This is a genomic window from Rhizobium sp. 1399, from assembly GCF_031455475.1.
Taxonomy (GTDB): Bacteria; Pseudomonadota; Alphaproteobacteria; order Rhizobiales; family Rhizobiaceae; genus Rhizobium.
This window is the reverse complement of sequence record NZ_JAVDSU010000004.1, coordinates 539,407-565,691: the sequence shown is the minus strand read 5'-3', so window position 1 is coordinate 565,691 and position 26,285 is coordinate 539,407. Positions and strand designations below refer to the sequence as shown.

The 26,285-nt window shown below is 59.2% G+C and carries 30 protein-coding genes and 1 tRNA gene; 13 read left to right on the top strand and 18 right to left on the bottom strand.

Annotated features, from left to right (window positions below; genetic code table 11):
- Positions 1-62 precede the first annotated feature (62 nt).
- The gene (locus tag J2X71_RS17200; RefSeq protein ID WP_310383223.1) at positions 63-572 is read right to left on the bottom strand and encodes a GNAT family N-acetyltransferase; all 510 of its coding nucleotides are present in this window, start codon (positions 570-572) and stop codon (positions 63-65) included.
- 322 nt (positions 573-894) lie between these two features.
- Between J2X71_RS17200 and J2X71_RS17195 the strand changes: the two genes are divergently transcribed.
- Positions 895-1,152, top strand: a complete 258-nt coding sequence (locus J2X71_RS17195; protein ID WP_310383221.1) for a YjhX family toxin — start codon at positions 895-897, stop codon at positions 1,150-1,152.
- A 51-nt stretch (positions 1,153-1,203) separates the two neighbouring features.
- On the opposite strand, the gene J2X71_RS17190 is transcribed toward J2X71_RS17195, so the two are convergent.
- From J2X71_RS17190 to J2X71_RS17170, 5 genes are all read right to left on the bottom strand, one after another.
- Positions 1,204-1,479, bottom strand: a complete 276-nt coding sequence (locus J2X71_RS17190; RefSeq protein WP_310383219.1) for a hypothetical protein — start codon at positions 1,477-1,479, stop codon at positions 1,204-1,206.
- A gap of 86 nt (positions 1,480-1,565) precedes the next feature.
- Positions 1,566-2,066, bottom strand: coding sequence for a GNAT family N-acetyltransferase (locus tag J2X71_RS17185; protein ID WP_405049721.1), 501 nt, complete (start codon positions 2,064-2,066; stop codon positions 1,566-1,568).
- Positions 2,057-3,538 (bottom strand): Asp-tRNA(Asn)/Glu-tRNA(Gln) amidotransferase subunit GatA, encoded by a 1,482-nt coding sequence (gatA, locus tag J2X71_RS17180; protein ID WP_310383216.1) that lies wholly within the window; start codon positions 3,536-3,538, stop codon positions 2,057-2,059. The genes J2X71_RS17185 and gatA overlap by 10 nt, the downstream gene beginning before the upstream one ends.
- Positions 3,539-3,596: 58 nt before the next feature.
- Entirely contained in the window at positions 3,597-3,884 is a 288-nt protein-coding gene (gene gatC / locus J2X71_RS17175; protein ID WP_310383213.1) for an Asp-tRNA(Asn)/Glu-tRNA(Gln) amidotransferase subunit GatC, read from the bottom strand.
- Positions 3,885-4,009: 125 nt separating this feature from the next.
- The gene (locus tag J2X71_RS17170; protein ID WP_310383211.1) at positions 4,010-4,714 is read right to left on the bottom strand and encodes a metal-dependent hydrolase; all 705 of its coding nucleotides are present in this window, start codon (positions 4,712-4,714) and stop codon (positions 4,010-4,012) included.
- Positions 4,715-4,890: 176 nt separating this feature from the next.
- Between J2X71_RS17170 and ruvX the strand changes: the two genes are divergently transcribed.
- Positions 4,891-5,382, top strand: coding sequence for a Holliday junction resolvase RuvX (gene ruvX / locus J2X71_RS17165; protein WP_113322412.1), 492 nt, complete (start codon positions 4,891-4,893; stop codon positions 5,380-5,382).
- Here ruvX and J2X71_RS17160 read toward each other — a convergent pair.
- From J2X71_RS17160 to J2X71_RS17150, 3 genes are all read right to left on the bottom strand, one after another.
- Entirely contained in the window at positions 5,322-5,651 is a 330-nt protein-coding gene (locus tag J2X71_RS17160) for a DUF6105 family protein (RefSeq protein ID WP_310383207.1), read from the bottom strand. The genes ruvX and J2X71_RS17160 overlap by 61 nt on opposite strands.
- Entirely contained in the window at positions 5,648-5,821 is a 174-nt protein-coding gene (locus J2X71_RS17155) for a hypothetical protein (RefSeq protein ID WP_310383205.1), read from the bottom strand. Before J2X71_RS17155 ends, J2X71_RS17160 begins: the two co-directional genes overlap by 4 nt.
- A gap of 120 nt (positions 5,822-5,941) precedes the next feature.
- On the bottom strand, positions 5,942-6,601 hold the full coding sequence (locus J2X71_RS17150; protein WP_310383202.1) for a TetR/AcrR family transcriptional regulator: 660 nt from the start codon (positions 6,599-6,601) through the stop codon (positions 5,942-5,944).
- 246 nt (positions 6,602-6,847) lie between these two features.
- Between J2X71_RS17150 and map the strand changes: the two genes are divergently transcribed.
- The 5 genes from map to J2X71_RS17125 all read left to right on the top strand — a co-directional run bounded on the left by map (position 6,848) and on the right by J2X71_RS17125 (position 12,767).
- Positions 6,848-7,684, top strand: coding sequence for a type I methionyl aminopeptidase (gene map / locus J2X71_RS17145; protein ID WP_113322415.1), 837 nt, complete (start codon positions 6,848-6,850; stop codon positions 7,682-7,684).
- Positions 7,685-7,692: 8 nt separating this feature from the next.
- Entirely contained in the window at positions 7,693-8,508 is an 816-nt protein-coding gene (radC, locus tag J2X71_RS17140; protein WP_310383199.1) for a DNA repair protein RadC, read from the top strand.
- 72 nt (positions 8,509-8,580) lie between these two features.
- Positions 8,581-9,171: a dual specificity protein phosphatase family protein gene (locus tag J2X71_RS17135; protein ID WP_310383197.1), complete on the top strand. Its 591-nt coding sequence runs from the start codon at positions 8,581-8,583 to the stop codon at positions 9,169-9,171.
- A gap of 97 nt (positions 9,172-9,268) precedes the next feature.
- On the top strand, positions 9,269-10,675 hold the full coding sequence (gene sthA / locus J2X71_RS17130; RefSeq protein ID WP_037070635.1) for a Si-specific NAD(P)(+) transhydrogenase: 1,407 nt from the start codon (positions 9,269-9,271) through the stop codon (positions 10,673-10,675).
- A 412-nt stretch (positions 10,676-11,087) separates the two neighbouring features.
- Positions 11,088-12,767: a B12-binding domain-containing radical SAM protein gene (locus tag J2X71_RS17125; protein WP_405049726.1), complete on the top strand. Its 1,680-nt coding sequence runs from the start codon at positions 11,088-11,090 to the stop codon at positions 12,765-12,767.
- A gap of 500 nt (positions 12,768-13,267) precedes the next feature.
- Here J2X71_RS17125 and tig read toward each other — a convergent pair whose 3' ends face one another.
- The 4 genes from tig to J2X71_RS17105 form a co-directional block, all read right to left on the bottom strand.
- Positions 13,268-14,761: a trigger factor gene (gene tig, locus J2X71_RS17120; protein WP_310383190.1), complete on the bottom strand. Its 1,494-nt coding sequence runs from the start codon at positions 14,759-14,761 to the stop codon at positions 13,268-13,270.
- A gap of 187 nt (positions 14,762-14,948) precedes the next feature.
- Positions 14,949-15,033, bottom strand: a tRNA-Leu gene (locus J2X71_RS17115).
- A 154-nt stretch (positions 15,034-15,187) separates the two neighbouring features.
- Positions 15,188-15,778 carry a GDYXXLXY domain-containing protein gene (locus tag J2X71_RS17110; RefSeq protein WP_310383188.1) on the bottom strand — a complete coding sequence of 197 codons (591 nt, stop codon included), beginning with the start codon at positions 15,776-15,778 and terminating at the stop codon, positions 15,188-15,190.
- Complete coding sequence (locus tag J2X71_RS17105) at positions 15,775-16,893, bottom strand: DUF2157 domain-containing protein (protein WP_310383185.1); 1,119 nt, start codon at positions 16,891-16,893, stop codon at positions 15,775-15,777. Before J2X71_RS17105 ends, J2X71_RS17110 begins: the two co-directional genes overlap by 4 nt.
- Before the next feature lie 854 nt (positions 16,894-17,747).
- Between J2X71_RS17105 and J2X71_RS17100 the strand changes: the two genes are divergently transcribed.
- The 5 genes from J2X71_RS17100 (at position 17,748) to trmFO (ending at position 20,431) form a co-directional block, all read left to right on the top strand.
- Positions 17,748-17,894 carry a DUF1127 domain-containing protein gene (locus J2X71_RS17100; protein WP_003558908.1) on the top strand — a complete coding sequence of 49 codons (147 nt, stop codon included), beginning with the start codon at positions 17,748-17,750 and terminating at the stop codon, positions 17,892-17,894.
- Between the two features lie 293 nt (positions 17,895-18,187).
- A complete protein-coding gene (locus J2X71_RS38105; protein WP_007813564.1) occupies positions 18,188-18,331 on the top strand; it encodes a DUF1127 domain-containing protein in 144 nt (47 codons plus the stop codon).
- Positions 18,332-18,453: 122 nt separating this feature from the next.
- The gene (locus J2X71_RS17090) at positions 18,454-18,693 is read left to right on the top strand and encodes a hypothetical protein (RefSeq protein WP_007813566.1); all 240 of its coding nucleotides are present in this window, start codon (positions 18,454-18,456) and stop codon (positions 18,691-18,693) included.
- Positions 18,578-18,922: a hypothetical protein gene (locus J2X71_RS17085; protein WP_405049725.1), complete on the top strand. Its 345-nt coding sequence runs from the start codon at positions 18,578-18,580 to the stop codon at positions 18,920-18,922. The genes J2X71_RS17090 and J2X71_RS17085 overlap by 116 nt, the downstream gene beginning before the upstream one ends.
- 75 nt (positions 18,923-18,997) lie before the next feature.
- Complete coding sequence (trmFO, locus tag J2X71_RS17080; protein ID WP_310383162.1) at positions 18,998-20,431, top strand: methylenetetrahydrofolate--tRNA-(uracil(54)-C(5))-methyltransferase (FADH(2)-oxidizing) TrmFO; 1,434 nt, start codon at positions 18,998-19,000, stop codon at positions 20,429-20,431.
- Positions 20,432-20,487: 56 nt separating this feature from the next.
- On the opposite strand, the gene J2X71_RS17075 is transcribed toward trmFO, so the two are convergent.
- From J2X71_RS17075 to yajC, 5 genes are all read right to left on the bottom strand, one after another.
- A complete protein-coding gene (locus J2X71_RS17075; RefSeq protein WP_310383161.1) occupies positions 20,488-20,955 on the bottom strand; it encodes a hypothetical protein in 468 nt (155 codons plus the stop codon).
- 69 nt (positions 20,956-21,024) lie between these two features.
- Positions 21,025-21,879 carry a phytoene/squalene synthase family protein gene (locus J2X71_RS17070; protein ID WP_405049724.1) on the bottom strand — a complete coding sequence of 285 codons (855 nt, stop codon included), beginning with the start codon at positions 21,877-21,879 and terminating at the stop codon, positions 21,025-21,027.
- Positions 21,876-22,262, bottom strand: a complete 387-nt coding sequence (locus tag J2X71_RS17065) for an Mth938-like domain-containing protein (RefSeq protein ID WP_310383157.1) — start codon at positions 22,260-22,262, stop codon at positions 21,876-21,878. The genes J2X71_RS17070 and J2X71_RS17065 overlap by 4 nt, the downstream gene beginning before the upstream one ends.
- A 4-nt stretch (positions 22,263-22,266) precedes the next feature.
- Positions 22,267-24,786, bottom strand: coding sequence for a protein translocase subunit SecDF (gene secDF / locus J2X71_RS17060; RefSeq protein WP_310383155.1), 2,520 nt, complete (start codon positions 24,784-24,786; stop codon positions 22,267-22,269).
- Positions 24,787-24,829: 43 nt separating this feature from the next.
- Positions 24,830-25,177: a preprotein translocase subunit YajC gene (gene yajC, locus J2X71_RS17055; RefSeq protein ID WP_007813582.1), complete on the bottom strand. Its 348-nt coding sequence runs from the start codon at positions 25,175-25,177 to the stop codon at positions 24,830-24,832.
- A gap of 209 nt (positions 25,178-25,386) precedes the next feature.
- On the opposite strand from yajC, the gene J2X71_RS17050 reads away from it, so the two are divergent.
- Complete coding sequence (locus tag J2X71_RS17050; protein WP_113322426.1) at positions 25,387-26,259, top strand: ATP-binding protein; 873 nt, start codon at positions 25,387-25,389, stop codon at positions 26,257-26,259.
- The last annotated feature ends 26 nt before the right edge of the window (positions 26,260-26,285 follow it).

Genomic DNA, 26,285 nt, shown 5'->3' with positions numbered 1-26,285 from the left:
GGCTGTTCTTTTCAACAGGTGAGGTAAAGGAAATGGCCTGCCGGTGCAAGGCTTTCGGCAGCCTAGAAACCCGGGCCGTAGCCTTCCGGCTCCTGCGGGCCGAGATGCTTGCTGAGACCGACTGATGGCACGTCGCGGTCGAGCTTCGGATTATAAGCGACCGAAAGCCAGTGGATCGCGTAGCCGTGCTTCTGGAAGAAGGAGATCGCCTCCGTATTTCCAGAATGGGTCTGCATCGCCGCCTCCTCGAAGCCCTGCTCGAAAATATCAGACTCGATATGCTCCAGAAGCGCGGTGCCGAGGCCCTGACGATTGAAGCTCGGATCGATCCAGAAGTCAGAGATGGTCTCGTCCAGTCCTTCGCGCGCGGCCCAGCCGGCAACCTGCCCGTTCTGTTCGACGACAGTGATGGTGAGCCAGTTATTATCCACGAACGTTCGGAAGGCGGTGCGGGCTCCATCCGTCATGGCGTCCGATTCGCCGATCAATGCCATCGCTCTTTGCCAGGCTCGCAAGCCGATTTCGCTCAAGAGCGCCGTGTCGCCTTCGCGGGCATTGCGAATGTGGATCAATGGCACCTCCGCGTTACTACAGAGTAGTAGACCATTGAGTCGGGCAATTTTCCAGTCCCTGCAATGAGATGAAGAAGCGAAAGCAAAACTATCGGCGGCTTTTTTGTTCCGCTGCGGCTGCTTGACCGGATTGTGGTTGCTGATAAAAAGCCCGTCAGAGGTGTTTTATGTCTAACCTGCCTGAGACCCGGTAAAGGCCCTGCCCGCAAGCACAGCCTCGCGCGCATGGGCCCGAAAAACGAAGCCGCGGCGTATCGGCTAAACCCGAACGCCAGATCGTTTTCGTGCGCCTTCCTGAAGGCGCGTTTCCGGATCAACAGCAATGGACATCTCGCGCGCAGAACAGCGCATCCTGCACCTTATGGCCCAGGGCGGCCGTATCGAAATCACCCGAGACGACAATAAAAAGATCGAAACGGTAAGTTGCTTCACCCGCGACGGCTGGGTCTATCCCGGCTTCGGCATGGAGCTTTTCCGCAAGCTGAAACGGCTGAAGGCAATCAAATCTTCCGCCGGTCAGCCCTACCGGATCACCGAAAGAGGACTGAAGCTCGTCAGATCGCAGCTCGATAACAGATAGGTCTGACAAAGCCTGGCCGTGCGGCGCCGTCGTCGTGCGGCCAGGAACGTTTCAGAGCTTTTCAGAAAGCTCCGGGCGCATTGCCGCCCATTCTTCGGCAATCGTGCCTGCTCCAATCCTCTTGCCGGCGCGGCGATACCAATAACCGGCGTTCCAATCGTCGCCTTCGACGCGGTGGCAAAGGGCATGGCCCCAGTCGAAAACCTGTTCACCCTCGTGGTTCTGGCAGATTTCGTGAACCGCCTCCCACTCTGCGCCCAATTTAAAGCCACTGGCGGCGAGGCGGTCAAAGGCCCCGATCAACCGCGCAAGATCCTGTTTCGGCATGAGGCCCTCCTCGCAAAGACCTCCCTCTATAACAGGCGCCGCCTCGAAATCCGAGACGGCGCCTGCCTTTCTTCAGGCTTGTCGCGCTAGTCCTCGGCTAATTGCTTCTGCAAATGTACCTTTTCGAGCGGGACGCCCATGCTCTTTGCAAACTCGATACCGTGCCAGATGATCTTGAAACCGCAGCGCTCGTAAAGCCGGATCGCACCGCTGTTCTTAGCATGCGTATCGACCCGCACCGTTTCCAGGCCCTCGCCTTTCATCAGCTCGCAGAGATGAAGCAGCAGCGCATTGCCAATGCCTGTGCCCTGATGATCGGGATGCACCCACAGGTCGGAAATATAGTTTGGCGTATTCTCCCGTGCGCCCCAGCCGACGATTCCTCCGTCAAGCTCTGCAACGAAGATCTCGCCCGTCGTCTCATCCGGAAAAATCGCGAATTCCTGCTTCACCCGGTCGATGACAGCGGGATCCCGATAGCTGTCTTCAAAGGCACTACTTCCCGCCCATGCGGCAAAACCAACAACGCCGACCATTTTGTGGTCGGCGTCTGCAATCTTTCGTATCGTTAGACCGGTTACCACCACTTGGCCGGCGTGAACTTGCCGGCGGCCTGCTCGATGACATGGGCGGTCTTGAAGAGGGTTTCCTCGTCGAAGGCCTTGCCGATGAGCTGCAGGCCGAGCGGCAGGCCCTTGTGGTCGAGGCCGGCGGGAACGGCGATGCCCGGCAAGCCGGCCATGTTGACCGTCACCGTGAAGATGTCGTTCAGGTACATTTTGACCGGATCGGCGGCGAGGTTCTCGTCTGCAACGCCGAAGGCGGACGACGGGGTGGCCGGCGTCAGGATGGCGTCGACGCCGGCATCGAAGGCCAGTTCGAAGTCGCGCTTGATGAGCGTGCGGACCTTCTGGGCGCGCAGGTAGTAGGCATCGTAGTAGCCGGCCGACAGCACATAGGTGCCGATCATGATGCGGCGCTTGACCTCCTGGCCGAAGCCGGCAGCGCGCGTCTTTTCGTACATATCGACGATATCCTTGCCGTCGACGCGCAGGCCGTAGCGTACGCCATCATAACGGGCGAGGTTCGAAGAGGCTTCGGCGGGTGCCACGATGTAATAGGCCGGCAGGGCGTATTTGGTATGGGGCAGCGAGATGTTGACGATCTCCGCACCTGCATCCTTCAGCCAGGCGATGCCCTGCTGCCAGATGGCTTCGATCTCGTCGGGCATGCCATCAACGCGATATTCGTTCGGAATGCCGATCTTCATGCCCTTCAGCGACTGGCCGATGGCGGCTTCGTAGTCCGGCACCGGCAGGTCGACGGAAGTGGTGTCCTTGGCATCGACGCTTGCCATCGACTTCAGCAGGATCGCGGCATCGCGGACGTCGCGGGCGATCGGGCCGGCCTGATCGAGCGAAGAGGCAAAGGCAACCGTGCCCCAACGCGAGCAGCGACCGTAGGTCGGCTTGATGCCAACCGTGCCGGTGAAGGCTGCAGGCTGGCGGATCGAGCCGCCGGTGTCGGTCGCGGTAGCACCAGCGCAGAGATGCGCGGCAACGGCTGAAGCCGAACCGCCAGACGAGCCGCCCGGAACGAGCTGCTGGTTGGACCCAGCGGCGCGCCACGGGTTGATGACCGCGCCATAATGCGAGGTCTCGTTGGAAGAGCCCATCGCGAACTCGTCCATGTTCAGCTTGCCGAGCATGACGGCGCCGTCATCCCAGAGGTTCTGGGTCACAGTCGATTCATAGCGCGGCTCGAAACCATCGAGAATATGGCTGCAGGCCTGGGTGTGCACGCCGACGGTCGCAAACAGGTCCTTGATGCCGAGCGGAATACCTTCGAGATCGCCCGCCTTGCCGGCAGCGATGCGTTCGTCGGAATTCTTCGCCATGACTCGTGCGAGATCCGGCGTGACCTTGATATAGGCATTGAGCTGGCCATTGGCCGCATCGATCGCCGAGATATAGGCCTCGGTCAGTTCGGTCGCGGTGATTTCCTTGGCGCGCAGCTTCTGGCGGGCTTCGGCAATGGTCAGGCTGGTGAGTTCGCTCATCGTGTTTTCGCTTCAGATCTGGAAATGGCAACAGGGTCGGAAAGAGGCGGTCAAAGCCTTATTCGACGACTTTCGGCACCAGGAAGAAATTGTGGTCGGTGATCGGCGCATTGGCAACGATATCGGCGGCCTTATTGCCATCATTGACGACATCGGTGCGCTTCTTCATGTCCATCGGCGTCACCGAAGTCATGGCCTCGACGCCCTCGACATTCACTTCGGAAAGCTGCTCGACGAAGCCGAGGATACCATTCAATTCGCCGACCATGCGATTTGCCTCCTCTTCCGAGACGGCAATACGGGCAAGGCGCGCAACGCGCTTAACGGTGGCGAGATCGACGGACATGGCATTCTCCGGATAGGAATTTTCCTATCGCTATAAAGACCATGTCCGTCCTGTGCAACGGGTTTGCCTTTTCGGCAATGCAGAATTCCTACCCTCAAACCCACCGGGATTTGAGGGCTTATGCATCAGAGCGACAGGCTTTCGCCAGGCTTCGGCGCCTTCACTTGCGTCTTCGAGGCTTCCATGCCGGCAATGAATTTTTCCGGCGTCTGGTCGATGATCGGGAAGGTGCCGTAGTGGCAGGGAATGGCAGTCTTGAAGTTGAAATAACGCTGGCAGGCAAGAGCCGCCACCGCACCGCCCATGGTGAAACGGTCGCCGATCGGCACGATGCCGATATCCGGCTGATGCAGCTCGTTGATCAGCGCCATGTCGGAGAAGATATCTGTGTCGCCCATGTGGAAGAGGCTTGGCTCGTCGTCGAAATGCAGCATGAGGCCGTTCGCGCTACCGAGCGAATGGGAAACGCCGTCTTCAGTGGTCTGTGCGGAAGAATGCAGCGCATTGGTGAAGGTAGCGGTGAAGCTGCCGAGCGGGACGGTGCCGCCGGTATTGCCCATTTCGAGTTTATCGACCCCCTTGGTTCCGAGCCAGGAGGCAAGATCGGCATTGGCGAGAACGACGGCGCCGGTTTCCTTGGCGATCTCCACGGTATCGCCGACATGGTCGCCATGGCCGTGGGTCAGCAGGATATGGGTGATGCCGTTGGTCACTTCCTTGATATCCTGTCCGGAGAAGGACGAATTATAGGTCAGGAAGGGATCGATCAGGATTTTGGCGGCTTTCGTCTCTATCCGGAAAGCAGAATGGCCGAGCCAGGTGATCTTCATGAAAAGTCTCCTTTATTACATGATGCAAAAGCGATTTCCGGACCAGAACTGTTTAAAGCAATTCCGGTCGGAAAACCGTTTCGCACTTTTTCTGGAATTGCTCTAAGGACATAGCCGATATGGCCGCAAAGAAAAGCGGCGGGAACTTCAATTTCTTTTGACAGGATGACACGGCAATGACGGTGCTTACGATCGAGGAACTGGCCGGAACGCTCGGTCCCGGACAGGCAATCGCCGGCCTCGATCTTGGCACCAAGACGATCGGTCTTGCCATGTCCGATCTCGGACGCCGCTTTGCGACGCCGCGCCCGGTCCTCAAGCGTGAGAAATTTACCATCGACGCCGAGACGCTGCTGAGCTTCGCAGCAAAGGAGAAGGTCGCGGCCTTCGTCATCGGCCTGCCGATGAATATGGATGGATCGGCAGGACCGCGCGTGCAGGCGACGCGGGCTTTCGTGCGCAACATGGAGCAAAAGACCGCCATTCCCTTCATTTATTGGGATGAGCGGCTATCGACGGTGGCTGCCGAACGTGCCCTGCTGGAAATGGATGTTTCGCGGGCAAAACGCGCCGAACGGATCGATTCGGCTGCGGCAAGCTTCATCCTTCAGGGAGCGCTCGACAGGCTTTCCTTGCTGGCGAGATCTGCCGACGACACGGAAGCGTGACGTGCCTTCCACCAGGTGGCGATCTGGCGACGCTTGCGGAAACCCATGATGGCGAAGACGACGAGGCTGTCGACGGCAATCGCGCGGGCGACGAGCGGCGGGATTTCCTGTGGCGGAAGGCCGAGCGCCTTGCCGTAAATCTGGAAGGTCAGGTCATGGACCTGCCGCGTCAGCATGAAGATGCCGAAGTTCAGATCGTAATAAGAAAGCCAGTACCATCCCGCCAGGAAGACGATCGGACCGGCCCAGAAGATCAGAAACCACTTCATGCGGCCTCTCCTTCGTGCTTGTGTAGGACCGACATATCAAGGGAAACGAGCCAGACCGACGGTGCCATGATGCAGAGTACGAGCGTGGGCACGGCGATATCCAGCGCCAGCACGGCGAAAAACATCATCGCCGCGACAAGCAACGCGGTTCTGGCTGCTCTGGTTCCCATCACTGAACTCGGGTCCACAATTGTTACATTTCTAATGTGGGCCACACTGGCGAGTTAACCAGCGTCACGCAACGTAAACCAATTGTTAAGGTTAATGGCCGGGTGGAGGCTGTGGATTGTTCAGCCGTAGACGCCGCGCACCAGCCGTTTCAACGCGGTGGCCGCCTTCTCCCAGTCCTTGCCGTTCTTCAAAACCAGACCCGCGCATTGACCGCCGGCGGCCGCCGACAGCACAAGATGCTGGATCGAGGCAAAGATCAGCGCATTGACGGCTGCCGGATCGATGCCCTTCGGCGGCGTCAGCGAGCCGCGCATGCGATCCAGCCACAGTCCGAGCGCTTTTGAGCGCGCCTCGGAAAGACGCCTCACTTGCTCGGTATTTTCCGAGATTTCCCAGGCGACGATGCGGCGCATTAGGGGATCGTCGCGCAGCGCTTCCAGGAAAAGCAGCGACAGCCGCTCCATGAGATCGCCATAGGTCAAGAGGAACATGCCGCCGGTATCTTCGGGGATGCGGTCCTTGACCCAGTTGCCGAGATCGGCGCCGATCGCCTCCACGAGGCCGTCGAGACCACCGTAATAGCGGTAGATGAGCTGCTTATCGCAGCCGGCGCGGCGGGCGACGGCATTGATGCCGAAATTCTGGAAACCCTCTTCCGCCAGCAGGCTCTTGGCGGCTTTCAGGATAGCGCGTTCCGTAGCGCTTCTGTCGCGGATACGCTTTTCAGGCTCATTGGCACCCGTCTGTTCGAGCGCGGCCATGGCAGTTTCATTCAGCATTCGGTCAACCCCGGTCTGTCACCAATCGGTGAGTAACAGTGGAATTTTCCGTTCACAATCCTATCTTATTGAGAAGACTGTGGATATTGATGGTCCGCAGCTCTGCTAACGCTGGTGGGCGGCCCGGCGGCTTTTTCACCCCGCACAACACGCCCGAGAAATCTTGCCCACGCGGTTGATCGCGATGGACGAACCCGGCATAGCTGCATTATGAAAAGAGACGACAATTTATGCTAAGGCCTTGCAATGGTGAATTATATCGAAGCCTCCTCCGCGCCGCCGAAGAATACCGGCGCCATCAGGCTTTATGGCCCTGAAGCATTCGAGGGAATGCGCAACGCGTGCCAGATGACCGCGCGCTGCCTCGATGCGCTTGCCGATATCGTCAAGCCGGGTCTCGCAACCAATGAAATCGACCGCTTCGTTTTCGAATTCGGCATGGATAACGGCGCCTATCCGGCGACCCTGAACTATCGCGGCTATACCAAGTCCACCTGCACTTCGATCAATCATGTGGTCTGCCACGGCATTCCCGATGACAAGCCGCTGCGCGAGGGCGATATCGTCAATATCGACGTGACCTTCGTCGTCGACGGTTGGCATGGGGATTCGAGCCGCATGTATCCGGTCGGCCAGGTCAAGCGCGCAGCCGAACGTCTGCTGGAAGTGACCTATGAGTCGCTGATGCGCGGCATTGCCGCCGTTCATCCCGGCGCGCGCACCGGCGCGATCGGCGAAGCGATCCAGACCTATGCCGAAGCGGAGCGCTGCTCCGTCGTGCGCGATTTCTGCGGCCATGGTGTCGGCCGTCTCTTCCACGATTCGCCGAACATCCTGCATTACGGCCGCGCCAATGAAGGGCCGGAACTGCGTGAGGGCATGATCTTCACCATCGAGCCGATGATCAATCTCGGACGCCCGCATGTGAAGGTGCTGGCGGACGGCTGGACCGCCGTGACGCGCGACCGGTCGCTATCAGCACAGTACGAACATACGGTCGGCGTGACCGCCAATGGCTGCGAGATCTTCACGCTGTCGCCCGCCGGTCTCGACCGGCCAGGCCTGCCGCCGCTCAACGGGTAACACTCGCCATGGCGAAAGGTCCCGTTCCGCAGGTTGGCAACGACGAACTGCCTTTCGACATGGACGAGGATATCGCTATGGACGAACGGGCGTTTTTTGGACAGCCGTCAAAGGCGGCAGCTTCCGCCAAAAAAGCCGCCCTGCCCGCCAAGGAAGAGCATTATCACGGCCATCGCGAGAGGCTGCGCAATCGCTTCCGCGACCATGGCGATACGGCGCTTGCCGATTATGAAATCCTCGAACTCCTGCTTTTCCGGCTGATCCCGCGCCGCGACACCAAGCCGATCGCCAAGGCACTGATCGATCGCTTCGGGTCGCTTTCCGGCGTATTCGGCGCACCGGCAGCGCTGCTACAGGAGGTCAAAGGCGTCGGAGAGGCGGTGGCGCTGGATCTGAAGCTGATATCCACCATTAGCCATCGCACGTTGAAGAGCGAGCTCAAGGGCAAGCAGGTGCTTTCCTCGTGGTCGTCGGTCATCCAGTATTGTCATGCGGCCATGGCGCATGAGACGCGCGAGCAGTTCCGCATTCTTTTCCTCGACAAACGCAATGCGCTGATCGCCGACGAGGTGCAGGGGCGCGGAACCGTGGATCACACACCTGTCTATCCGCGTGAGGTGGTCAGGCGGGCGCTCGAGCTTTCGGCAACGGCGCTTATTCTCGTCCACAATCATCCCTCGGGCGACCCCACACCATCGCGCGCAGATATCGACATGACGAAGATGATCATCGATGCTGCAAAGCCGCTCGGTATTGCCATCCACGATCACATCATCATCGGCAAAGACGGACAAGCAAGCCTCAAAGGCCTGCGCTTGATATAAGACTGCGGCTAAGGCATGAAAAAGCCATCTTGGCGTTCTCCAAGCTGAATGACTGACAACAGGATGGGAATTATGGGCATTTCTCCTGGTCGCTTGTACGCGCCGCCGAGCCTCCGATCGCTGATACGACTGACACTTCTGCTGCTTGTCGTAGCCGGTCTCTATCTCGGATACCTGCAGCTTTCGACCAATGTTCATGCGGTTGTCGATGGCCAGGTCTACCGCTCCGCCCAGCCTTCGCCCGCCAAGCTTGGCGAACTCGTCAAGGAGTACGGCATCAAATCCGTACTGAACCTGCGCGGCGACAGCAGCGGCGAGGCCTGGTACGACAACGAGGTCGCCGCGGCAAAGGGCCTCAATGTCCAGCATATCGATTTCCACATGTCGGCGACGAAAGAACTCTCCATCGAGGAAGGGCGCCAGCTGATGGCGATCATGGCCGCCGCGCCCAAGCCGCTGCTCATCCACTGCAAGGCCGGCGCCGACCGTACGGGACTGGCTTCGGCCATCTACGTCGCCGGCGTTGCCAAGGAAGGAGAGATTGCGGCGGAGTCGCAGATCTCGCTGACATACGGCCATCTGTCGCTTTTCTTCATCGGCGCCTACGCGATGGACCGCACATTCGAGCGGCTTGAGCCAATGTTCGGCTTTTTGAACTCCTAAACTACGCCGGAATACAAACTGTAACATTGACCGGCTACCGATGAACGCGCGACATTTCGCGTCGCAATATGATTCCAATTCCAGTTCGGGGCTAAAGATGTTCCAGTACGATCTCGTGGTAGTCGGCAGCGGTCCGGCAGGGCGCCGCGGCGCAATCCAGGCTGCAAAACTCGGCAAGAAAGTGCTGGTCATCGAGCAGGGAAAGCGTGTCGGCGGCGTGTCCGTCCATACTGGCACGATCCCTTCCAAGACGCTGCGCGAAACCGCACTCAATCTTTCCGGCTGGCGCGAGCGCGGCTTTTACGGCCGCAGCTACCGCGTCAAGCAGGAGATCAGCGCTGAAGACCTGCGCCGTCGCCTGCTGATCACGCTGGATCATGAAGTGGAAGTGCTCGAACATCAGTTCGCCCGCAACCGCGTCCAGCACATCCGCGGCAAGGCAAGCTTCGTCGATACCAATACCCTGCAGATCATCAAGGACGACGGCGACACAATGACGGTGACTGGCGCCAGCATCCTGCTTGCCGTCGGCACCAAGCCGTTTCGGCCTGATTACATGCCCTTCGACAACAAGACCGTGCTCGATAGCGACGAGCTGCTCGATATCGAGGAACTGCCACGCAGCATGGTCGTCATCGGCGCCGGCGTCATCGGCATCGAATATGCAACGATCTTTTCGGCGCTGGATACGGCCGTGACCGTCATCGATCCAAAGTCGACCATGCTCGACTTCATCGACAAGGAAATCATCGAGGATTTCACCTATCAGCTGCGCGACCGCAATATGAAGCTGCTGCTCGGCACGAAGGCCGAGAAGGTCGAGCGGCTTGAGACAGGCAAGGTGCAGCTGACACTCGACAGCGGCCGGCATCTCGTGACCGACATGGTGCTTTTCGCCGCCGGGCGCATGGGCGCCACCGATACGCTCAACCTGGATGCCATCGGTCTCGAAGCGGACAGCCGCGGACGCCTGAAGGTCAATCCCGAGACGTTCCAGACGTCCGTGCCCAATATCTATGCCGCCGGCGACGTTGTCGGCTTCCCGAGCCTTGCCTCGACCTCGATGGAACAGGGCCGCATTGCTGCTCGCGTCGCAATCGGCGCCGTCGCCAAGGAACCGCAGAAATATTTCCCCTATGGCATTTATGCCGTGCCAGAAATCTCCACCTGCGGCCTGACCGAAGAGGAAATGAAGGAGCGCGGCATTCCCTATGAGTGCGGTATTGCCCGTTTCCGGGAGACATCGCGCGGCCACATCATGGGCCTCGATACGGGTCTTCTGAAGCTCATCTTCTCGTTAAAGACGCGCCGCCTGCTCGGCGTACACATCGTCGGCGAAGGTGCTACCGAGCTCGTGCATATCGGCCAGGCCGTGCTCAACCTGAAGGGCACCGTCGAATATTTCGTCGAAAATACCTTCAACTACCCGACGCTCGCCGAAGCCTATAAAATCGCCGGCCTCGATGCGTGGAACCGCATGGGCGACATAAAATCTGAGCTTTGAAGAAGCGAGGGAACGTCCCTCGCCTTCCAGGCTAGAGAACGTAAGCCACTGATCCTCAGTTCTTATTTTACGACAGCGCGCCTCATTGCACGCTGTTGGTGACTGCCTGTGGCCTGCGGCAACTGCCTATATCCTATGTCAAAAGATATTGGTAAGGTCAGGGTGTTCGCGCCTTGCATTGTTCTATTGCGTTTTGCTTATCGCCTTCCCAAGTATGGGGCGCGCTTTCGACAGCCTGAAATCCGTGTCTTAGACCGGCCTGCAGTACCACCAAGTCCAACTATGCAGACCACAACGAAAGATAGTTATTTTGCCCGATATTTCAGAGGCTGCCCGCAGACGGTTTCAGCTCGTCCTGATAAAGCCGTCACACTATGACGATGACGGCTACGTGATCCGATGGTGGCGGGCAATGATCCCCTCTAACTCGCTGGCGGCGATCTTTGGGATTGCCGCCGAGTGTGCGGAGCGGCAGGTGCTTGGGGCCGACACCGCCATCGACATCACCGTCATCGATGAGACCAATACGCGGATCGATTTTGCGGCGCTGATTTCTCAGTTCAAACGCAATGACAACTTCGGGATGATCGCGCTTATCGGTGTCCAGTCCAACCAGTATCCTCGCGCGCTCGATATCGCCCGCCCCTTCCGCGATGCCGGACTGCCAGTCTCGATGGGTGGATTCCATATCTCCGGATGCCTGTCGATGCTAAGTGGCGACGCGATCGGGCTCGACGAATGCCGCAAGATGGGCGTTTCGATGTTTGCGGGCGAGGCTGAAGGACGACTGGAGATGGTGCTGCGCGATGCTGCCGCCGGCGAACTGAAACCGCTCTACAATTTCATGAACGACCTTCCCGGCATCGGTGGCACGCCGGTGCCTTTCCTGCCAAAGGATAATATCCAGCGCACACTTGGCCTCAGCACCAGTTTCGATGCGGGCCGCGGCTGCCCCTATCAATGTTCTTTCTGCACGATCATCAACGTGCAGGGGCGCAAATCCCGCTTCCGCTCCGCCGACGATGTCGAGAAGCTGGTGCGCATGAACTGGGCGCAGGGCATCCATAAGTTCTTCATCACCGACGATAATTTCGCCCGCAACAAGGACTGGGAAGCAATCTTCGACCGGCTGATCGAGCTCAGGGAAAGAGACGGCATTCCCCTTGGCCTAATGATCCAGGTGGACACGCTCTGCCACAAGATCCCGAACTTCATCGAAAAATCGAAACGCGCCGGCGTCACGCGCGTTTTCATCGGCCTTGAAAACGTCAATCCGGACAATTTGACCGCCGCCAAGAAGAACCAGAACAAGATCACCGAATACCGCAAGATGCTGCTTGCCTGGAAGGCACAGGGCATCATGACGCTTGCCGGCTATATTCTGGGCTTCCCGGCCGACACGCCGGAATCGATCCGTCGCGATATCAAGATCATTCAGGAAGAACTGCCGCTCGACGTCATCGAATTCTTCATTCTGACGCCCCTGCCCGGCTCCGAGGACCATCAGGTCCTCTGGAAGAAGGGCATCGAGATGGATCCTGATCTCAATATCTACGATGTCGAGCATGTCTGCACAGCGCATCCGAAGATGAGCAAGAAAGAGTGGGAAGATATCTATCAGGAGGCCTGGTCGCTCTATTACTCGCCTGAGCATATGAAGACCCTGCTGCGCCGCGGAGCGGCAACCGGCATCAAGCTCTCCAGCCTCGTCAAGGTACTGGTGTCGTTTGCGACCACCGTGCCGCTTGAAAACGTTCATCCACTGCAGAGCGGTCTGGTTCGCCTGAAGCATCCATCGGAGCGCCGCCCCGGCCTGAAACGCGAGCATCCGCTGCTCTTCTGGCCGCGCTTTGCCTTCGATACGATCCGCAAGCACGTGTCGCTCGCCGGCACGATCATCAATCTCAGTGTTTCGGCCTTCCTGATTGCCCGCGATGCCGGCGCCAAAAGCTACATGGACAAGGCTTTGACACCGGTCGCCGAGGACGACGAAGATGTTCTCGACCTCTTCACCAAGACCGCTGGCGGCACCGCTGCCGTCAGCCACATCAAGAAGGTTGCCGAACTGACCCATGCCCGCAAAGCCGTCTAGAACGCCGTGCGTTCATCTGGACGCATCAAGGACGCTCTAACTCTTTGAATCACTCTATCCGACATCCCGAAAATCGATTCCGATTTTCGGGATGGTGATGCAGGCGCATTTGTTGAACGACCAAGAGAGAACGGCCACGTGATCTCGTGGCAGCGACGTGACGTCAATCTGCCGCCCGACCCCATTCTTAAGTTAATGGCGGTCGCGTCCTGCCTCAGCCTCTATATCATCCAATTGTCAAAGCAAAGCAGGGGGCCGATCAATCGTCCCGTCTCTCGTCGCTCCAGCCAACAGCATGAACCGGTCTGGAGCGTGTACGCTTGATCGAACCCGGCCTAGTGCTGGTTCTCGATCCTGTGTCGTGGCACCGCTTTGGCTTGGCTTCGCGTCTTGGCCGTGGGGCACGCCGATCTGAGCACGATCAGTCTGATTTCAGCGCGTCAACAAAAAAGCCCTGCCGCAAGCGGCAGGGCTTTTTGAATTTCAGCTTGAAAAACCGATTACTCGGCGCTGTCCTCGGAAGCCTTCTTCTTCGGAGCAGCCTTCTTCTTCGGAGCGGCTTCTTCGCCGCCGGCAGCTTCTTCAGAAGCTTCGGCCTTGGCAGCAGCCTTCTTCTTCGGAGCAGCCTTCTTGGTTTCGGCCTTTTCAGCGCCTTCGCCTTCTTCGTCGGCGAGCAGCTCTTCCTTGGTCACCTTCTTGTCGGTGACGGCGATTTCGGTCAGCAGGTGGTCAATGACCTTTTCTTCGAAGATCGGAGCGCGGATCGAAGCGGCGGCACCCGGCTGGCTGCGGAAGAACTCGAGGATCTGCTTTTCCTGGCCCGGATACTGGCGCAGCTGTTCGTAGATCGCGCGCTGCATTTCGTCTTCGCTGACTTCGACGCCGGCCTTCTCGCCGATTTCGGAGAGAACGAGACCGAGGCGGACGCGGCGCTCGGCGAGCTTCTGGTACTCTTCGCGCGCCTGTTCTTCGGTGGTGTCCTCATCCTCGAAGGTCTTGCCGGACTGAGCGAGGTCGTTGCTGACCTGGTTCCAGATGCCGTTATATTCGGCTTCGACGAGCTTGGACGGGGTCTCGAACTTGTACAGTTCGTCGAGCTGGTCGAGAATCTGGCGCTTCAGCTTCTGGCGCGTCAGCGAGCCGTACTGGGATTCGATCTGGCCACGGACGATTTCCTTGAGGCGGTCGGCAGATTCGAGGCCGAGCTTCTTGGCGAGTTCGTCGTTGATTTCGACATCAGCCGGGGCAGCAACTTCCTTGACGGTGACGTCGAAGGTGGCTTCCTGGCCAGCGAGGTTCTTGGCCGGATAGTCGGCCGGGAAGGTCACAGTGATGGTCTTCTCATCGCCAGCCTTGAGACCAACCAGCTGCTCTTCGAAGCCGGGGATGAAACGGCCGGAGCCGAGAACCAGCTCGGCGTCCTGATCGGTGCCGCCGTCGAAGGCAACGCCATCGACCTTGCCGAGATAGTCCATCTTGACGCGGTCGCCGTTGGCAGCCTTGCCCTTCTTTTCGGCGTAGTCACGGGCGCTTTCAGCGACCTTGAGAACCTGTTCGTTGACTTCGTCGTCGGAGATGTCGACGACTTCGCGCGTGACCTTGATGCCCGCGTTGGACTTCAGCTCGATCGGCGGAAGAACTTCATAAGACAGGGTGAATTCGAAATCCTGCTCAGCGGCGAGGATCTTGTCTGCCTCGTCCTTGTCTTCCGTCATGTTGATTTCCGGCTGAGTAGCCGACTTTTCTCCACGGCTGGACAGGATCTGGGTCGGCTGGTCGCGCACGATCTCGTTGACGAGATCGGCCATGATGGACTTGCCGTAAACCTTCTTGAGGTGAGCGGGCGGAACCTTGCCCGGACGGAAGCCGTTGATGCGAACCTTGTCCTTTACGTCGGCAAGGCGCTCGTTCAGCTTGTTTTCCATGTCCTTGGCCGGGATAACGACCTTGATTTCGCGCTTCAGCCCTTCAGCGAGCGTTTCGATAACCTGCATGTCTTCCTACCTTCATTTCAGTGGCGGCCGTGCCCAGACGCCGTTCGTTTCGGTGAGCACGACGCCGGCCAACTGCCGCACGTGGCTTTTTCTCAATTCCTGTTCGTTCCGTTCTAAGCGGAACAGCACTCGCTTTCCGGGTATCCGGGACAACTAAGTTCCAGTCCTCCCGCCCTGCAAGGCAGCTTGGTGCGGGTAGAGAGACTTGAACTCCCACGCCTTGCGGCACCAGAACCTAAATCTGGCGTGTCTACCAATTTCACCATACCCGCGTTCGCAAAACCGTATGCATATGCCTGCGCATGAGGCCTTCCGGAGCGCGGCGTCTCTATATCATCCGATTCAGAACAGGCAAAGGAAAAATGAACGGCAAATGACAGGGATTTGCGGGCAAAAGCGCACCGTTCCCGTCAGCCACCCCGGCTGTCAATAGAGAGGCTCTTCATAGGCCGGCTTGCCGTCCACAACGAGGCTGCGGATCTGCGCGGCACCGGAGGTGGAGACGCTTGCAGCAATCGAAACGACGCCCTCGTTCCGGGCCTCCTCCAGCGGCCTGCCTTCGCCCTCCGGCACGTAATAGCGCTCTATCCCGTATTCGACGCGGATCGTTTCGCCGTTATTGGGACCATAGCTATAGAAAGGCAGGCTGCGCAGTACGACCGTATCTGCTGCTGCCGGCAATTCCTTGAATGACGATTCGACAATGCCCCAGAAGCCGTCCTGCTGGCGCTTGAGGCGCACCCACAGGGTCTGCTCGCCGGCTTCCGCCGGAATGCCGCCGGTGACTGTCGAGACCGGGACCGACGATACATCGTAATTCAGAACCACGTAGTCGCCACGCAGAAAATCGCGCGGATCAACCGGGGCCGTCTTCAGCAATACTTCGGCGCCGCTTGCCAGGATAGAAGCACGGCTCTGGATGATGTAACCGAGGATCAGCGTCTGCAAGCCAGCGACGAGGATCGCGGCAACAATATAAGAGCGGCCAGCCTGTGGTTTTGCGAAGGCAAAGCTCATGCGCGTTCCTCCCCTGCCTCAACTGTTGCTGGTCCGGCCGCGAAGCGTCTTTCGAGGCGGATGACAACCCAGGCGACGACTGCGACCACCAAGCCCGAGAACAGGAAGAGGCTCGACGTGCCCAAGATCGTGCCGACCGTCACCGAGGCCAGATAGAGCATCTCGGCGGCGAAGGCGCCATAGGCCAGATAGCGTACGGCGCCATTGTCCCGGCCATGCAGCACGATGCCCACAACGGCGGCGGCAAGCGTCAGCAGGCCGATCACGACCATACGCCCGCCTTCGTCCATCTCGGTATGAAGCAGGAACAACCCCATGATGGCGACGAGGAAACTATAGAATGCCGGGGCGGCACCTGCGCTTCTGACGAGCGTAGAAATCGGCCGGACGGGCAAGGCGGTCAGCAGGAAAGCCACCATGCCAAGGACGGCGAAGGCGATCGCCACGGAGATCTCATCAGTCAGCACATAGAGCCAAGCGAGCCAGCCGACCACCAGCAGATAAGCGAGATGGCGCGCCCGATCGGCACCGGTAAAGCGCACGAGCCCGATAACAACAGCCGCCATGACAAGCGGCGCATAGGGACCAGAGCCGACCCAGCGCGTATCGAAATTCTCAAGATAAACTGCAAAGGAGGCCCAGGAGAGGAAGCCGGCGACAACAGTTACCGCAGCAGAGCGGAAAAGGATTGCTGAAACGGTCGCCACGGCAAACCACAGATACATGACCGTCTCCTCGTCGCCTGAGAGATGATACATCTGGCCGATGAGCGAGATGGCACCGCCAAAGCTCAGCGTACCGACGATGAGCAGACCGCCGGCGGTGGCAAGCGCGCCGCGCATAAGAAGAAGTGCAGCGCCGATGTGAACCGCCCAGATGAGCGCCAGCATCAGGCCCACGCGGACAAGGCGCGGGATATACTCCCAGTTCGATGCGACGAGAAGCAGCAGGGCGGCCCCGAGCAGTACGGCCGCCAATCCCATCAACACGCGGCCGAGGCTGAAACTTGCCGGGCGCGTGTCGTATTCGGCCAGCAGCGTCTTCGCCGTCTCCTCCTCAAGAAGTCCCTTCTCCACCCAGAGCGAGAGATCCCGCCCCAACCTGCCGCGATACATGCCCTACCCCGCATTGATCCGCCATCTTCGGCTTCTCCATTTATAGCGCAGGATCGGCGCGCGGAAACGCCGGTATTTGAAATATGCAAATTCCTCACTGGTCTTAATTGGGTCAGCCATTAACGAAACACTAACCGCATCATCGCTAATATATAAACGCCACACAGAAGGCATGCATGAACCGCATAGCCCTCATGAATATATTGCACTGCAAAACAATCAAAAGTCATACTATTTAACTCATATCGAAGCACGGGGACGGCGCCCCGGCCCGGATTTCCGGAAGCCTGCGGATGATATGTCCGTGACGAGATTCGCAGACGCGCACTCCTCCTCCCAGCGCCCTGCGATAGACTGGCAACACTCCTCCTCCCAGTTGCCAGTCACCATCATGACGCCCACCGGATCCTCCCCCGGTGGGCGTTTTGCTTAACAGGTGGTTAAACGATTAGCATGCCAGCTTTTCGGGCCTTCGCGCGAATCAGGGGTAAAGCAAGCGTTAAGCCGCCTGGGGCAGTCGGGAGCGCGCTTCAGAGCGCGAGGCCTTGTTGTTGTTCGCCGAGACGCATCAAGAAAATGCACCTATAGGAAAGACCATTCGCGGACGCCTCCGGTAGGCCAAATATCCATCTGCGAAAACGGCAGCCTGAGAAAAAATCATTCTGCCTATTCGTTGACCAGAAAATGGCCAAAGCATGTAAAAAACTGCCAGAGCTTTGCGAATCATGCATAGGTGGCTTGAAATCTTGGCTCTGTTAGTTCTTCGCGGCGCAACATATATTCTGGTCATCAAATAGAGGTCAGCGCCGAAGACGGGCTGCTGGCAGGATCAAGCCCTAGGAAAGGGGATTAACATGAACTTCTCTCGCTCTTTCAATAACTGGCGCAAGTATCGTCAGACCGTTACTGAACTCGGTCGCATGACCAACCGCGAATTGCATGACCTCGGCATCGACCGTTCGGACATCCATCGCGTTGCTCGCGAAGCATCCGCCCGCTAAGTACAGGTAATCGCTGCTCCTCCCAAGCAGATTGCCTTCCCAAAACGCCTGCTGCCTCCGCAGCGGGCGTTTTCTTTTTGCCTATCGGCCAGACCGCCGCAAAAGTTGCAGAAGTGTTAATTCTTGGCCTGCTCAAAAATCGTGCCCTGCATAATTAGCGGGCATCAGATTGCACAATTGCATAGCAGACGCCTTTTATTTGCACTGCACAATATCAGGGATCTCCACTATATAGATGTCAACCGCAGACACGGCGATCCCGCCGGTCGCGCAAGACATCTGAGGAAAAGATCATGAACCCGATCCGCATTGCAAAGAGCTGGATTAGCTACCGCCGCACGCTCAACGAACTGGGCAACCTGTCCAACCAGACCCTGTCCGATATCGGCGTCAGCCGTTACGACATCCGCAGCATCGCATCCCGCTCGTTCCGCTAATATAGCGAGCACCATTCCCCAAGACGGCGCCATCAGGCGCCGTTTTCGTTTTTGGCTTTGCCTCGCCTTATCGGAACCCTGGGGCTTTCCGGCAGTTCTCCTTGACGAAAGGAGACCATCCCATGGCAAACCAACTCAATGCAGGCTTCACCGGGCGACCCGCCAACAAGCCCGAGGGCATCCGCAAGGCTGCTTCGGATACTGCCTCCGCTGTCAGGCGTGAGGTGCAGGCCGTTGCGACAGGCGCTGCCGATCACCCTCACATGGCAAGCTCTGTCGTCGTCGGCATCGGCGTCCTCGCCTTCAGCATCGGCTATCTGCTTGGGCGCCAATCCGCCGCGCCGGACCGCTTCTGGAGGTGAGATAATGACCAGGACCCTCCCCGAAAAACCAAATAAGAGCACCCAGTCGCCAAAGGGCGAAATCGATACGCTCAACGAACATGCGCCGGAAACAACTCCGGACGACGTTCCTAACCTTGCTGCGCAACGTGAAGCGGCAAGGGAACATAGTGACGCCTATATCGTCGACACCGATCTGGAGGATGCCGACCAGCGCGAGGCATCGCCCGGAACACGAGAGCAGAGCTAGTTACCTTGCGGCGCCGGAAGGCGCCGTTTCGATTCTGCTGTTGGATCGCGTTCCCCGCCGTGATATCAGCCGCCAATGACCAAGAACTCCTCATACTCCCCTATCCATGTCATCGGCGGCGGACTGGCCGGCTCTGAAGCTGCGTGGCAGATCGCCAATGCTGGCGTTCCTGTGATCCTGCATGAAATGCGCGGCGTGCGCGGCACGGATGCGCACAAGACCGATGGGCTTGCCGAGCTTGTCTGCTCCAACTCCTTCCGCTCGGACGATGCCACCAGCAATGCCGTTGGCGTCATCCATGCGGAAATGCGCATGGCCGGTTCACTGATCATGGCATCGGCCGACAAACATCAGGTGCCGGCAGGTGGCGCGCTGGCAGTCGACCGCGATGGCTTCTCTGATGCCGTAACCAAAGCAATCCACAAGCATCCGCTGATCACGGTCGTGCGCGAGGAAATCTCCGGCCTGCCGCCGAAGGAATGGGATTTGGCTGTTATCGCCACCGGTCCGCTGACGGCCCCGTCGCTTGCGAGCGCCATCCAGGCGGAAACGGGTGAGGATTCTCTTGCCTTCTTCGATGCCATCGCGCCGATCGTCTATCGCGACAGCATCGACATGGATATCTGCTGGTATCAGTCGCGTTATGACAAGGTCGGTCCCGGCGGCACCGGCAAGGACTATATCAACTGCCCGATGACCGAAGAGCAGTACAATGCCTTCGTCGATGCCCTTATTGCCGGCGACACTGTTGGATTCAAGGAGTGGGAGGGCACGCCCTATTTCGACGGCTGCCTGCCGATCGAGGTCATGGCCGAGCGCGGGCGCGAGACGCTGCGCCATGGGCCTATGAAGCCGATGGGCCTCACCAATGCGCATAACCCGACCGTGAAAGCCTATGCCGTCGTGCAGCTTCGTCAGGACAATGCGCTCGGCACGCTCTACAACATGGTCGGCTTCCAGACGAAGTTGAAATATGGCGCGCAGGCCGATATCTTCCGTATGATCCCAGGGCTTGAGAATGCCGAATTCGCCCGGCTCGGCGGCCTGCACCGCAACACCTACATCAACTCGCCCACCTTGCTCGATCCGTCGCTGACTCTGAAGTCGCGGCCGGGCCTGCGTTTTGCCGGCCAGATCACCGGTTGCGAAGGTTATGTGGAAAGCGCAAGCGTGGGCCTGCTGGCCGGCCGCTTTGCCGCCGCGGAACGCAAGGGAGAGCCAGTTTCGCCTCCTCCAGCAACAACGGCGCTCGGCTCGCTGCTCGGCCACATCACCGGCGGCCATATCGTCACCGATGAGGAGCCCGGCAAACGCTCATTCCAGCCGATGAACATCAATTTCGGTCTGTTTCCGGAGCTTCAGCCCGGCTCTATCGTCAAGCCTGAAGGGGTCAAGCGCTTCCGTGGCAAGGACAAGACGGTCATGAAGCGGCAATTGATTGCCAAACGGGCGCTGGCAGATTGCGCCGCGTGGCTAGGTCAGGACCTCAAGCTCGCCGAAAGCGCCTGAGATCGGGCATTTCCGTTTTTCTTCGGTTTACGGGAATGCCCTATGCTTTGTTTTGACTAGTGGCCGTTTGCGGCGGACGAATTCGGCGCAGGCAATTCCTTATCCGGCTCGGCAATATAATTGCCGAGCAGCCAGAGCGACACTTCCGACGCCTCCTTGGCCGAAGCAAACTCGTAAGTGCTGTTGTGATAGGGCGCATTGACATATTCGATGCTCAGCCCCCTGCCGGTTTCAGAGGCCAGAACCCGCACAGTACCGGGCTCGATCAGATGGCAGGCGAAGTGGCGCGACATGTTGCGCATGAAGCCGGCCTTGTTGTCATGCAGACGCACGAAGACGGCCTGACCGTCAACGGTCGCCTGGAGCTGGCGGATCGCTTCATTGGGGAATGCGCGGCCAAACTCGATGATGGCAAGGCCCGTGTCGTGCAGGCCATCCTCCTTGTTCTGGGCAGCCATGCGCGTAGCCACGAAGGCGAAGAAGATGACGATGGCGAAAAGAACGCACCAGACGATAATGCCCACGCGGATTCTCCGTTTAGAATGGGGTTATGCCTGACATAACGCGCGAGACTTGCGCGAGTTTGACCGTCGTCAGATTTTCTTGCGCATGCCGGCAAATGCCATGCGCATCTGACGCCGCCATTGCGGCTCTTGCAGCGAGGTTTCCAGAACGGCTGCACCGCGCTTCTGCGCCTTCACCAGCACCGGTTCGGCAAGCGCAACCGGCAGGAAGGCGGGCAGCACAGATGGCGACGGGGCAGATGCCCTCGCCTTGGCAAGGTGATCGCGGCCGAGCCCGGCAAATGCTTCGATGGCTGCAGAGATGCGCAGCTTGTCTGTGCCTGCCAGGAAGGTCTCCCGGTCGAGGCCCGTCGCCGAGAGAATTTCGAGCGGGATATAGACCTGGCCACGGCGTTGCTGGAGCGGCATCAGCAGCAGCATGCCGGAAATGGCCTGCGCCACGCCGGCATGACCGGCCGCATCTGCGGATTTCATCGCCTCTTCCGGGGAAAGGATAAGGCCCGCGAGCTGGATGAGCGCCGAGGCGGTCTCACCCGCATAGCCTTCCAGCGCGGTTCGGCTTTCCATCGGGTCGTCGTAGAGATCGAATATTCGCGCCTCTATCATATTGACGAGCGTCTGCCGTGGAAGCCGGTATGTCTCGACGGTCGAAAGAAGGGCGGCTGCGAGCGGATTTGCCTCGGTCGAACCGTGTGCATTGCCTTCCAGAAGGTCGCGCCAGTATTGCATGCGGATTTCGCCGGGCAGCGGCTCGTGCACGAGGTCGCGGATACGCGCGAGTTCGGCATTGAAGGCATAGAGGGCGGCGAGCGCACCGCGCTTGTCATCAGGCGACAGCAGGCAGGCAAGGTAGCGATCGCGATCGATGTCGCGCAGCATCGCCAGGCTGATGTCCTGATTTGTCTTTGGATCGGCCATGTTCAGACCGCGATCAGGGCGGCGGCGACGGCACGCTGTTCGGAGAGCATGATATTGAAAGTGCGCACGGCAGCACCCGTGCTCATTGGATCGGAAGAGATACCCCGTGCCTTGAGAGCAGCACGCAACTCCTGGGGCAGGCGGCGAAGCTCCGTGCCCGTACCGACGAGCAGCACTTCGATATCGGCGGCTTCATCAAGCACACGGCGGAAATTTTCCACCGACAGCGGCTTCGCCATGTCCATATCCCAGCCGTGGATGCCCGATGGCAGGCAGAGGATGGAGCCGCGATGCGACATATCTGCAAAGCGGAAGCCGCCATTGCCATAGGTGTCGATGGGAGCGCGGCCCGGGAAATGGGCGTCGCGGATTTCAATGCCTTTTGCCATGTATCTATACCGCCGGCTTGCCGGATTTCATGCTGATGTCGCCCTTATCCTCGCCACCAGTCTCCCGCCGCAGCCGGAAGATGATGAGAACGGGCGCAGCTATATAGATGGAAGAGAATGTTCCGAGCGCAACGCCGAAGAGCATGGTGAAAGTGAAGGAGCGGATGACGGCGCCGCCGAAAACATAGAGCGCAAAGAGCGCAAGCAGTGTCGTGGCCGCCGTCAGAATGGTGCGCGAGAGTGTCTGGTTGATTGCCGCATCGATTAGGATCGGCAGTGGCATCTTCCTGTAGCGCTTGAGGTTTTCGCGCATGCGGTCGTAGACGACGACGGTATCATTCAGCGAATAGCCGACGACGGTCAGAAGTGCTGCGACGCTCGTCAGATTGAATTCCATACCGGTCAGCACGAAGAGGCCGAGCATGATGATGACGTCGTGCAGCGTCGCAACAATTGCGCCGACCGCAAACTGCCACTCGAAGCGGATCCAGATATAGACGAGGATAGCAAATAGCGAAGTAAGGATGCCAATTGTCGCCAGCATGGTCAGTTCGCCGGAGACGGCCGGGCCGACAACCTCGACGCGGCGGAAATCGTAGTCCTCGGCCAATTCACCACGAATGAATGTTGCGACCGACTGCTCGGCATTTTCGCCGCCATCCTGCGAGCCAACACGGATCAGGGCGTTGGTGGCATCGCCGATGCGCTCAACGCGCACCGGTCCGAGGTTCAGTTCGTTGAGACGGGCGCTGAGATCGGCAATATCGGCGTTGCCCTGCTTCGCCGTGACCTCGACCAGCGAACCGCCGGTAAAGTCGATGCCGAGCTGCAGGCCTACCGTTGCGAAGGCGAGCATGGCGGCGATGCAAAGTGTTGCCGATGCCGTAAAGACATAGCGGCGAATACCCATGAAGCGGATATTGGCATGCTCGAAGAGGCCGGTCAGCGCGCTCTTCGGCAGATGGCGAGGATGGCGTCTTGCAAGCCAGGCAACCACGAAGCCGCGCGTCAGCGTGAAGGCCGTCAGGATGGTCGTGAGGATGCCGACGGCCAGCGTCACGGCAAAGCCGCGAATGGATTCGCTGCCGACAAAGAAGAGAATGACAGCGGCGATGAAGATCGTGACGTTGGCATCGACGATGGTAGCGAAAGCCCGCGAGAAGCCACGCTCGACCGCCTGGGCGAAGTTGGTATGCGGCACTCTCTCCTCTTCGCGGATGCGCTCATAGATCAGCACATTGGAATCAACGGCCATGCCGACGATCAGCACGAGGCCTGCAATGCCTGGAAGCGTCAATATCGCACCCGCAAGGCTCAACACTGCGACGATCAGCACCAGATTGAAGGCCAGCGACACGACGGCGATGATGCCGAGCATCCGGTAGAGCGCGATCATCAGCGTTGCGACGAGCACGACAGCGACAATGCCGGCGACAAGACCGGAGAAAACGGATTCCGAGCCGAAGACCGGGCTGACGGTGCGCTCTTCCACTGATGTCAGCGTCGCAGGCAGTGCGCCGGCCCGCAACATGACGGCCAGATCCTGAACGCCCTCTTCGGAGAAATTGGCCGATATCTCGCCGCTACCATCGGAGGTCGGCGCTTCGATGACCGGGTTCGCCATGACTTGATCATCAAAGACAATGGCAAGATGTTTGCCCACATTGGCAGTCGTTGCCTGCGCCAGACGCTTTGCCGCCTCGGCATTCAGCCGGTAGACAATGGCGCTGTCCTGCGTTTGCGGATCGGTCTTCGTATCGACTTCGGCAAAATCAGCGCCTGTCGCTATCGCCGTGCGATCGACGAGATAGGGAACCGGCGGATCATCCAGCGAATAAAGCACCTGCGATGTCGCGGGCCAGCGGCCGGCAAGCGCCTGCTGGCCGGTCATGCTCTCATCAATGAGGTGGAAGGAGAGTGCGGCGGGTTCGTTCAGCAGGTTCTTCAGCCGTTCGGCATCGACGGAGCCCAGAACCTGCACGGCGATACGATCGTCCCCGTCAGGACGAACAGTGAAATTCTCTTTGCCGAAACCGGCGATGCGGCGGGCGACAATATCGAGCGAGCGGGTCCGCGCAGCAACCGTGTCGGCATCGATCGCCTTGTCGGAGATCTGCAGCGTCAACTGGCCGTCATTGCTCTGCTGGAGCGAAACATTGGCTGAGGTCAGTGATTTCAGGAGATCGGCTGCGGCCTGAAGCTGCGCCGCATCGGTAACCTTGACTGTCACCGTCTGTGCAGTTCCGGTAAGCCCCGTATAGCGGATGCCGGCTCTGCGGAGCGCATCACGAACGCTGGCAACCGTTGCCTCGAGCCGGTCCCGGATAATGTCGGACCGTTCGAGGCGGAGTACGATATAGGAGCCACCCTGCAGATCGAGACCGAGGGTGACGCGATCCTGCCGGAGCCAGCTTGGCAGGGAGGAGAGCTGCGCCTGGCTCAGGAGATTGGGCGCAGCGACGATAAATGCGGCAATCGCGACCAACCAGATCAGAAGTGTCTTTAAGCGGGAAAAATGGTGCATTCTCTCGACTATCTTCCGATCCGGCGGGTGTTGCTATCGCATGTTAAGCAGCGTCGGCCTTGACCGGCTCGCCCTTTACGCGGACTTCGGAAATGCCGGTGCGGACGATGCGCACGCGCACGCCTTCGGCGATTTCGACTTCGACTTCCTTCTCGTCGACAACCTTCGTGACCTTGCCAACGAGGCCGCCGCCGGTAACGATCTGGTCGCCGCGACGGATCGCCTTCAAGGTCTCCTCACGCTTCTTGGCCTGCGCGCGCTGCGGGCGGATGAGCAGGAAATACCAGACCACCATCAGCGGCACGAATAGGATGATCATTTCGAGGCCTGAGCCGCCGAAAGCACTCGTGGCGTCAGTTGCGCTCTGGGCAAATGCCGGGGTGATAAACATGCTAAGCTCCTCAGGCTATGGGCGGCGGAACCCCGCCTCTCTTTTCAAGTCGCCGGACTATAGTTGCAGCCTTTATGAATGCAACAAAAACAGCCGGAAAGCGTACCGATTCCGCTGCCTCATAACCTTTCCGCTGTGGAAAGGCCATGCTACCCGGCATCAAAAAAGCGAAAGCGGATTATCGCTGCAATCTATGAAGGAGGCACCCGATGGCCGAAGAAATCAATAGTGTTCTGCTTCAGGAGCTGAAGAGGCTTGCGGATGCGGTCGAACGGCTGGCGGGACCGGCGCCCGCTGCCAATGACTGGAACGCCGCTGACTGTTTCGTCTGGTCCCCTGCGCGCCATTATCTGCAGCCCGTCAGGCGTCCCAATCGCGTGGCGCTAAAGCTTATCCGTGGCGTCGATCACGTGCGCGACATCCTGCACGAAAACACCGTGCGTTTTGCCGAGGGCTATGCAGCCAACAACGTGCTGCTCTGGGGCGCGCGTGGCATGGGCAAGTCCTCGCTGGTCAAGGCCGTGCATGAAGATGTGCGCCGCGAGAGCAGCGTATCGTTGAAACTCGTCGAAGTGCATCGCGAAGATATTGCCAGCCTGCCGACGCTCCTCGACCTCCTCAAGGATACGCCGCATCGCGTTATCGTCTTCTGCGACGACCTCTCCTTCGACCACGACGATACCGCCTATAAGTCGCTCAAGGCGGCGCTCGATGGCGGCGTGGAAGGGCGGCCGGACAATGTGCTGTTCTATGCCACGTCCAACCGGCGCCACCTGCTGCCGCGCCACATGATGGAAAACGAGCAGTCGACGGCAATCAATCCGTCCGAAGCCGTCGAGGAGAAGGTGTCACTCTCGGACCGCTTCGGCCTGTGGCTCGGCTTCCACAAATGCAGCCAGGAAGATTATCTGACGATGATCGACGGCTACGCCGAACACTTCAAGCTCGGCCTTGAGCGCGAGAGGATGCATGCCGAGGCGCTGGAATGGGCAACGACCCGCGGCGCCCGCTCCGGTCGCGTTGCCTGGCAATATATCCAGGATCTGGCCGGCCGCATGCGCGTCCATCTCGACCGCGCTTGAGCATTTCCTCACGCGTGTCGTTCTAG

Excerpts from the sequence above, each read along its gene's own strand:
- J2X71_RS17195 (WP_310383221.1), top strand. The coding sequence starts at position 895 with ATGGACATCTCGCGCGCAGAACAGCGCATCCTGCACCTTATGGCCCAG.
- J2X71_RS17190 (WP_310383219.1), bottom strand. The coding sequence starts at position 1,479 with ATGCCGAAACAGGATCTTGCGCGGTTGATCGGGGCCTTTGACCGCCTC.
- gatA (WP_310383216.1), bottom strand. The coding sequence starts at position 3,538 with ATGAGCGAACTCACCAGCCTGACCATTGCCGAAGCCCGCCAGAAGCTG.
- gatC (WP_310383213.1), bottom strand. The coding sequence starts at position 3,884 with ATGTCCGTCGATCTCGCCACCGTTAAGCGCGTTGCGCGCCTTGCCCGT.
- J2X71_RS17170 (WP_310383211.1), bottom strand. The coding sequence starts at position 4,714 with ATGAAGATCACCTGGCTCGGCCATTCTGCTTTCCGGATAGAGACGAAA.
- ruvX (WP_113322412.1), top strand. The coding sequence starts at position 4,891 with ATGACGGTGCTTACGATCGAGGAACTGGCCGGAACGCTCGGTCCCGGA.
- J2X71_RS17160 (WP_310383207.1), bottom strand. The coding sequence starts at position 5,651 with ATGAAGTGGTTTCTGATCTTCTGGGCCGGTCCGATCGTCTTCCTGGCG.
- J2X71_RS17155 (WP_310383205.1), bottom strand. The coding sequence starts at position 5,821 with ATGGGAACCAGAGCAGCCAGAACCGCGTTGCTTGTCGCGGCGATGATG.
- J2X71_RS17150 (WP_310383202.1), bottom strand. The coding sequence starts at position 6,601 with ATGCTGAATGAAACTGCCATGGCCGCGCTCGAACAGACGGGTGCCAAT.
- map (WP_113322415.1), top strand. The coding sequence starts at position 6,848 with ATGGTGAATTATATCGAAGCCTCCTCCGCGCCGCCGAAGAATACCGGC.
- radC (WP_310383199.1), top strand. The coding sequence starts at position 7,693 with ATGGCGAAAGGTCCCGTTCCGCAGGTTGGCAACGACGAACTGCCTTTC.
- J2X71_RS17135 (WP_310383197.1), top strand. The coding sequence starts at position 8,581 with ATGGGCATTTCTCCTGGTCGCTTGTACGCGCCGCCGAGCCTCCGATCG.
- sthA (WP_037070635.1), top strand. The coding sequence starts at position 9,269 with ATGTTCCAGTACGATCTCGTGGTAGTCGGCAGCGGTCCGGCAGGGCGC.
- J2X71_RS17125 (WP_405049726.1), top strand. The coding sequence starts at position 11,088 with ATGATCCCCTCTAACTCGCTGGCGGCGATCTTTGGGATTGCCGCCGAG.
- tig (WP_310383190.1), bottom strand. The coding sequence starts at position 14,761 with ATGCAGGTTATCGAAACGCTCGCTGAAGGGCTGAAGCGCGAAATCAAG.
- J2X71_RS17110 (WP_310383188.1), bottom strand. The coding sequence starts at position 15,778 with ATGAGCTTTGCCTTCGCAAAACCACAGGCTGGCCGCTCTTATATTGTT.
- J2X71_RS17105 (WP_310383185.1), bottom strand. The coding sequence starts at position 16,893 with ATGTATCGCGGCAGGTTGGGGCGGGATCTCTCGCTCTGGGTGGAGAAG.
- J2X71_RS17100 (WP_003558908.1), top strand. The coding sequence starts at position 17,748 with ATGAACTTCTCTCGCTCTTTCAATAACTGGCGCAAGTATCGTCAGACC.
- J2X71_RS38105 (WP_007813564.1), top strand. The coding sequence starts at position 18,188 with ATGAACCCGATCCGCATTGCAAAGAGCTGGATTAGCTACCGCCGCACG.
- J2X71_RS17090 (WP_007813566.1), top strand. The coding sequence starts at position 18,454 with ATGGCAAACCAACTCAATGCAGGCTTCACCGGGCGACCCGCCAACAAG.
- trmFO (WP_310383162.1), top strand. The coding sequence starts at position 18,998 with ATGACCAAGAACTCCTCATACTCCCCTATCCATGTCATCGGCGGCGGA.
- J2X71_RS17065 (WP_310383157.1), bottom strand. The coding sequence starts at position 22,262 with ATGGCAAAAGGCATTGAAATCCGCGACGCCCATTTCCCGGGCCGCGCT.
- secDF (WP_310383155.1), bottom strand. The coding sequence starts at position 24,786 with ATGCACCATTTTTCCCGCTTAAAGACACTTCTGATCTGGTTGGTCGCG.
- yajC (WP_007813582.1), bottom strand. The coding sequence starts at position 25,177 with ATGTTTATCACCCCGGCATTTGCCCAGAGCGCAACTGACGCCACGAGT.
- J2X71_RS17050 (WP_113322426.1), top strand. The coding sequence starts at position 25,387 with ATGGCCGAAGAAATCAATAGTGTTCTGCTTCAGGAGCTGAAGAGGCTT.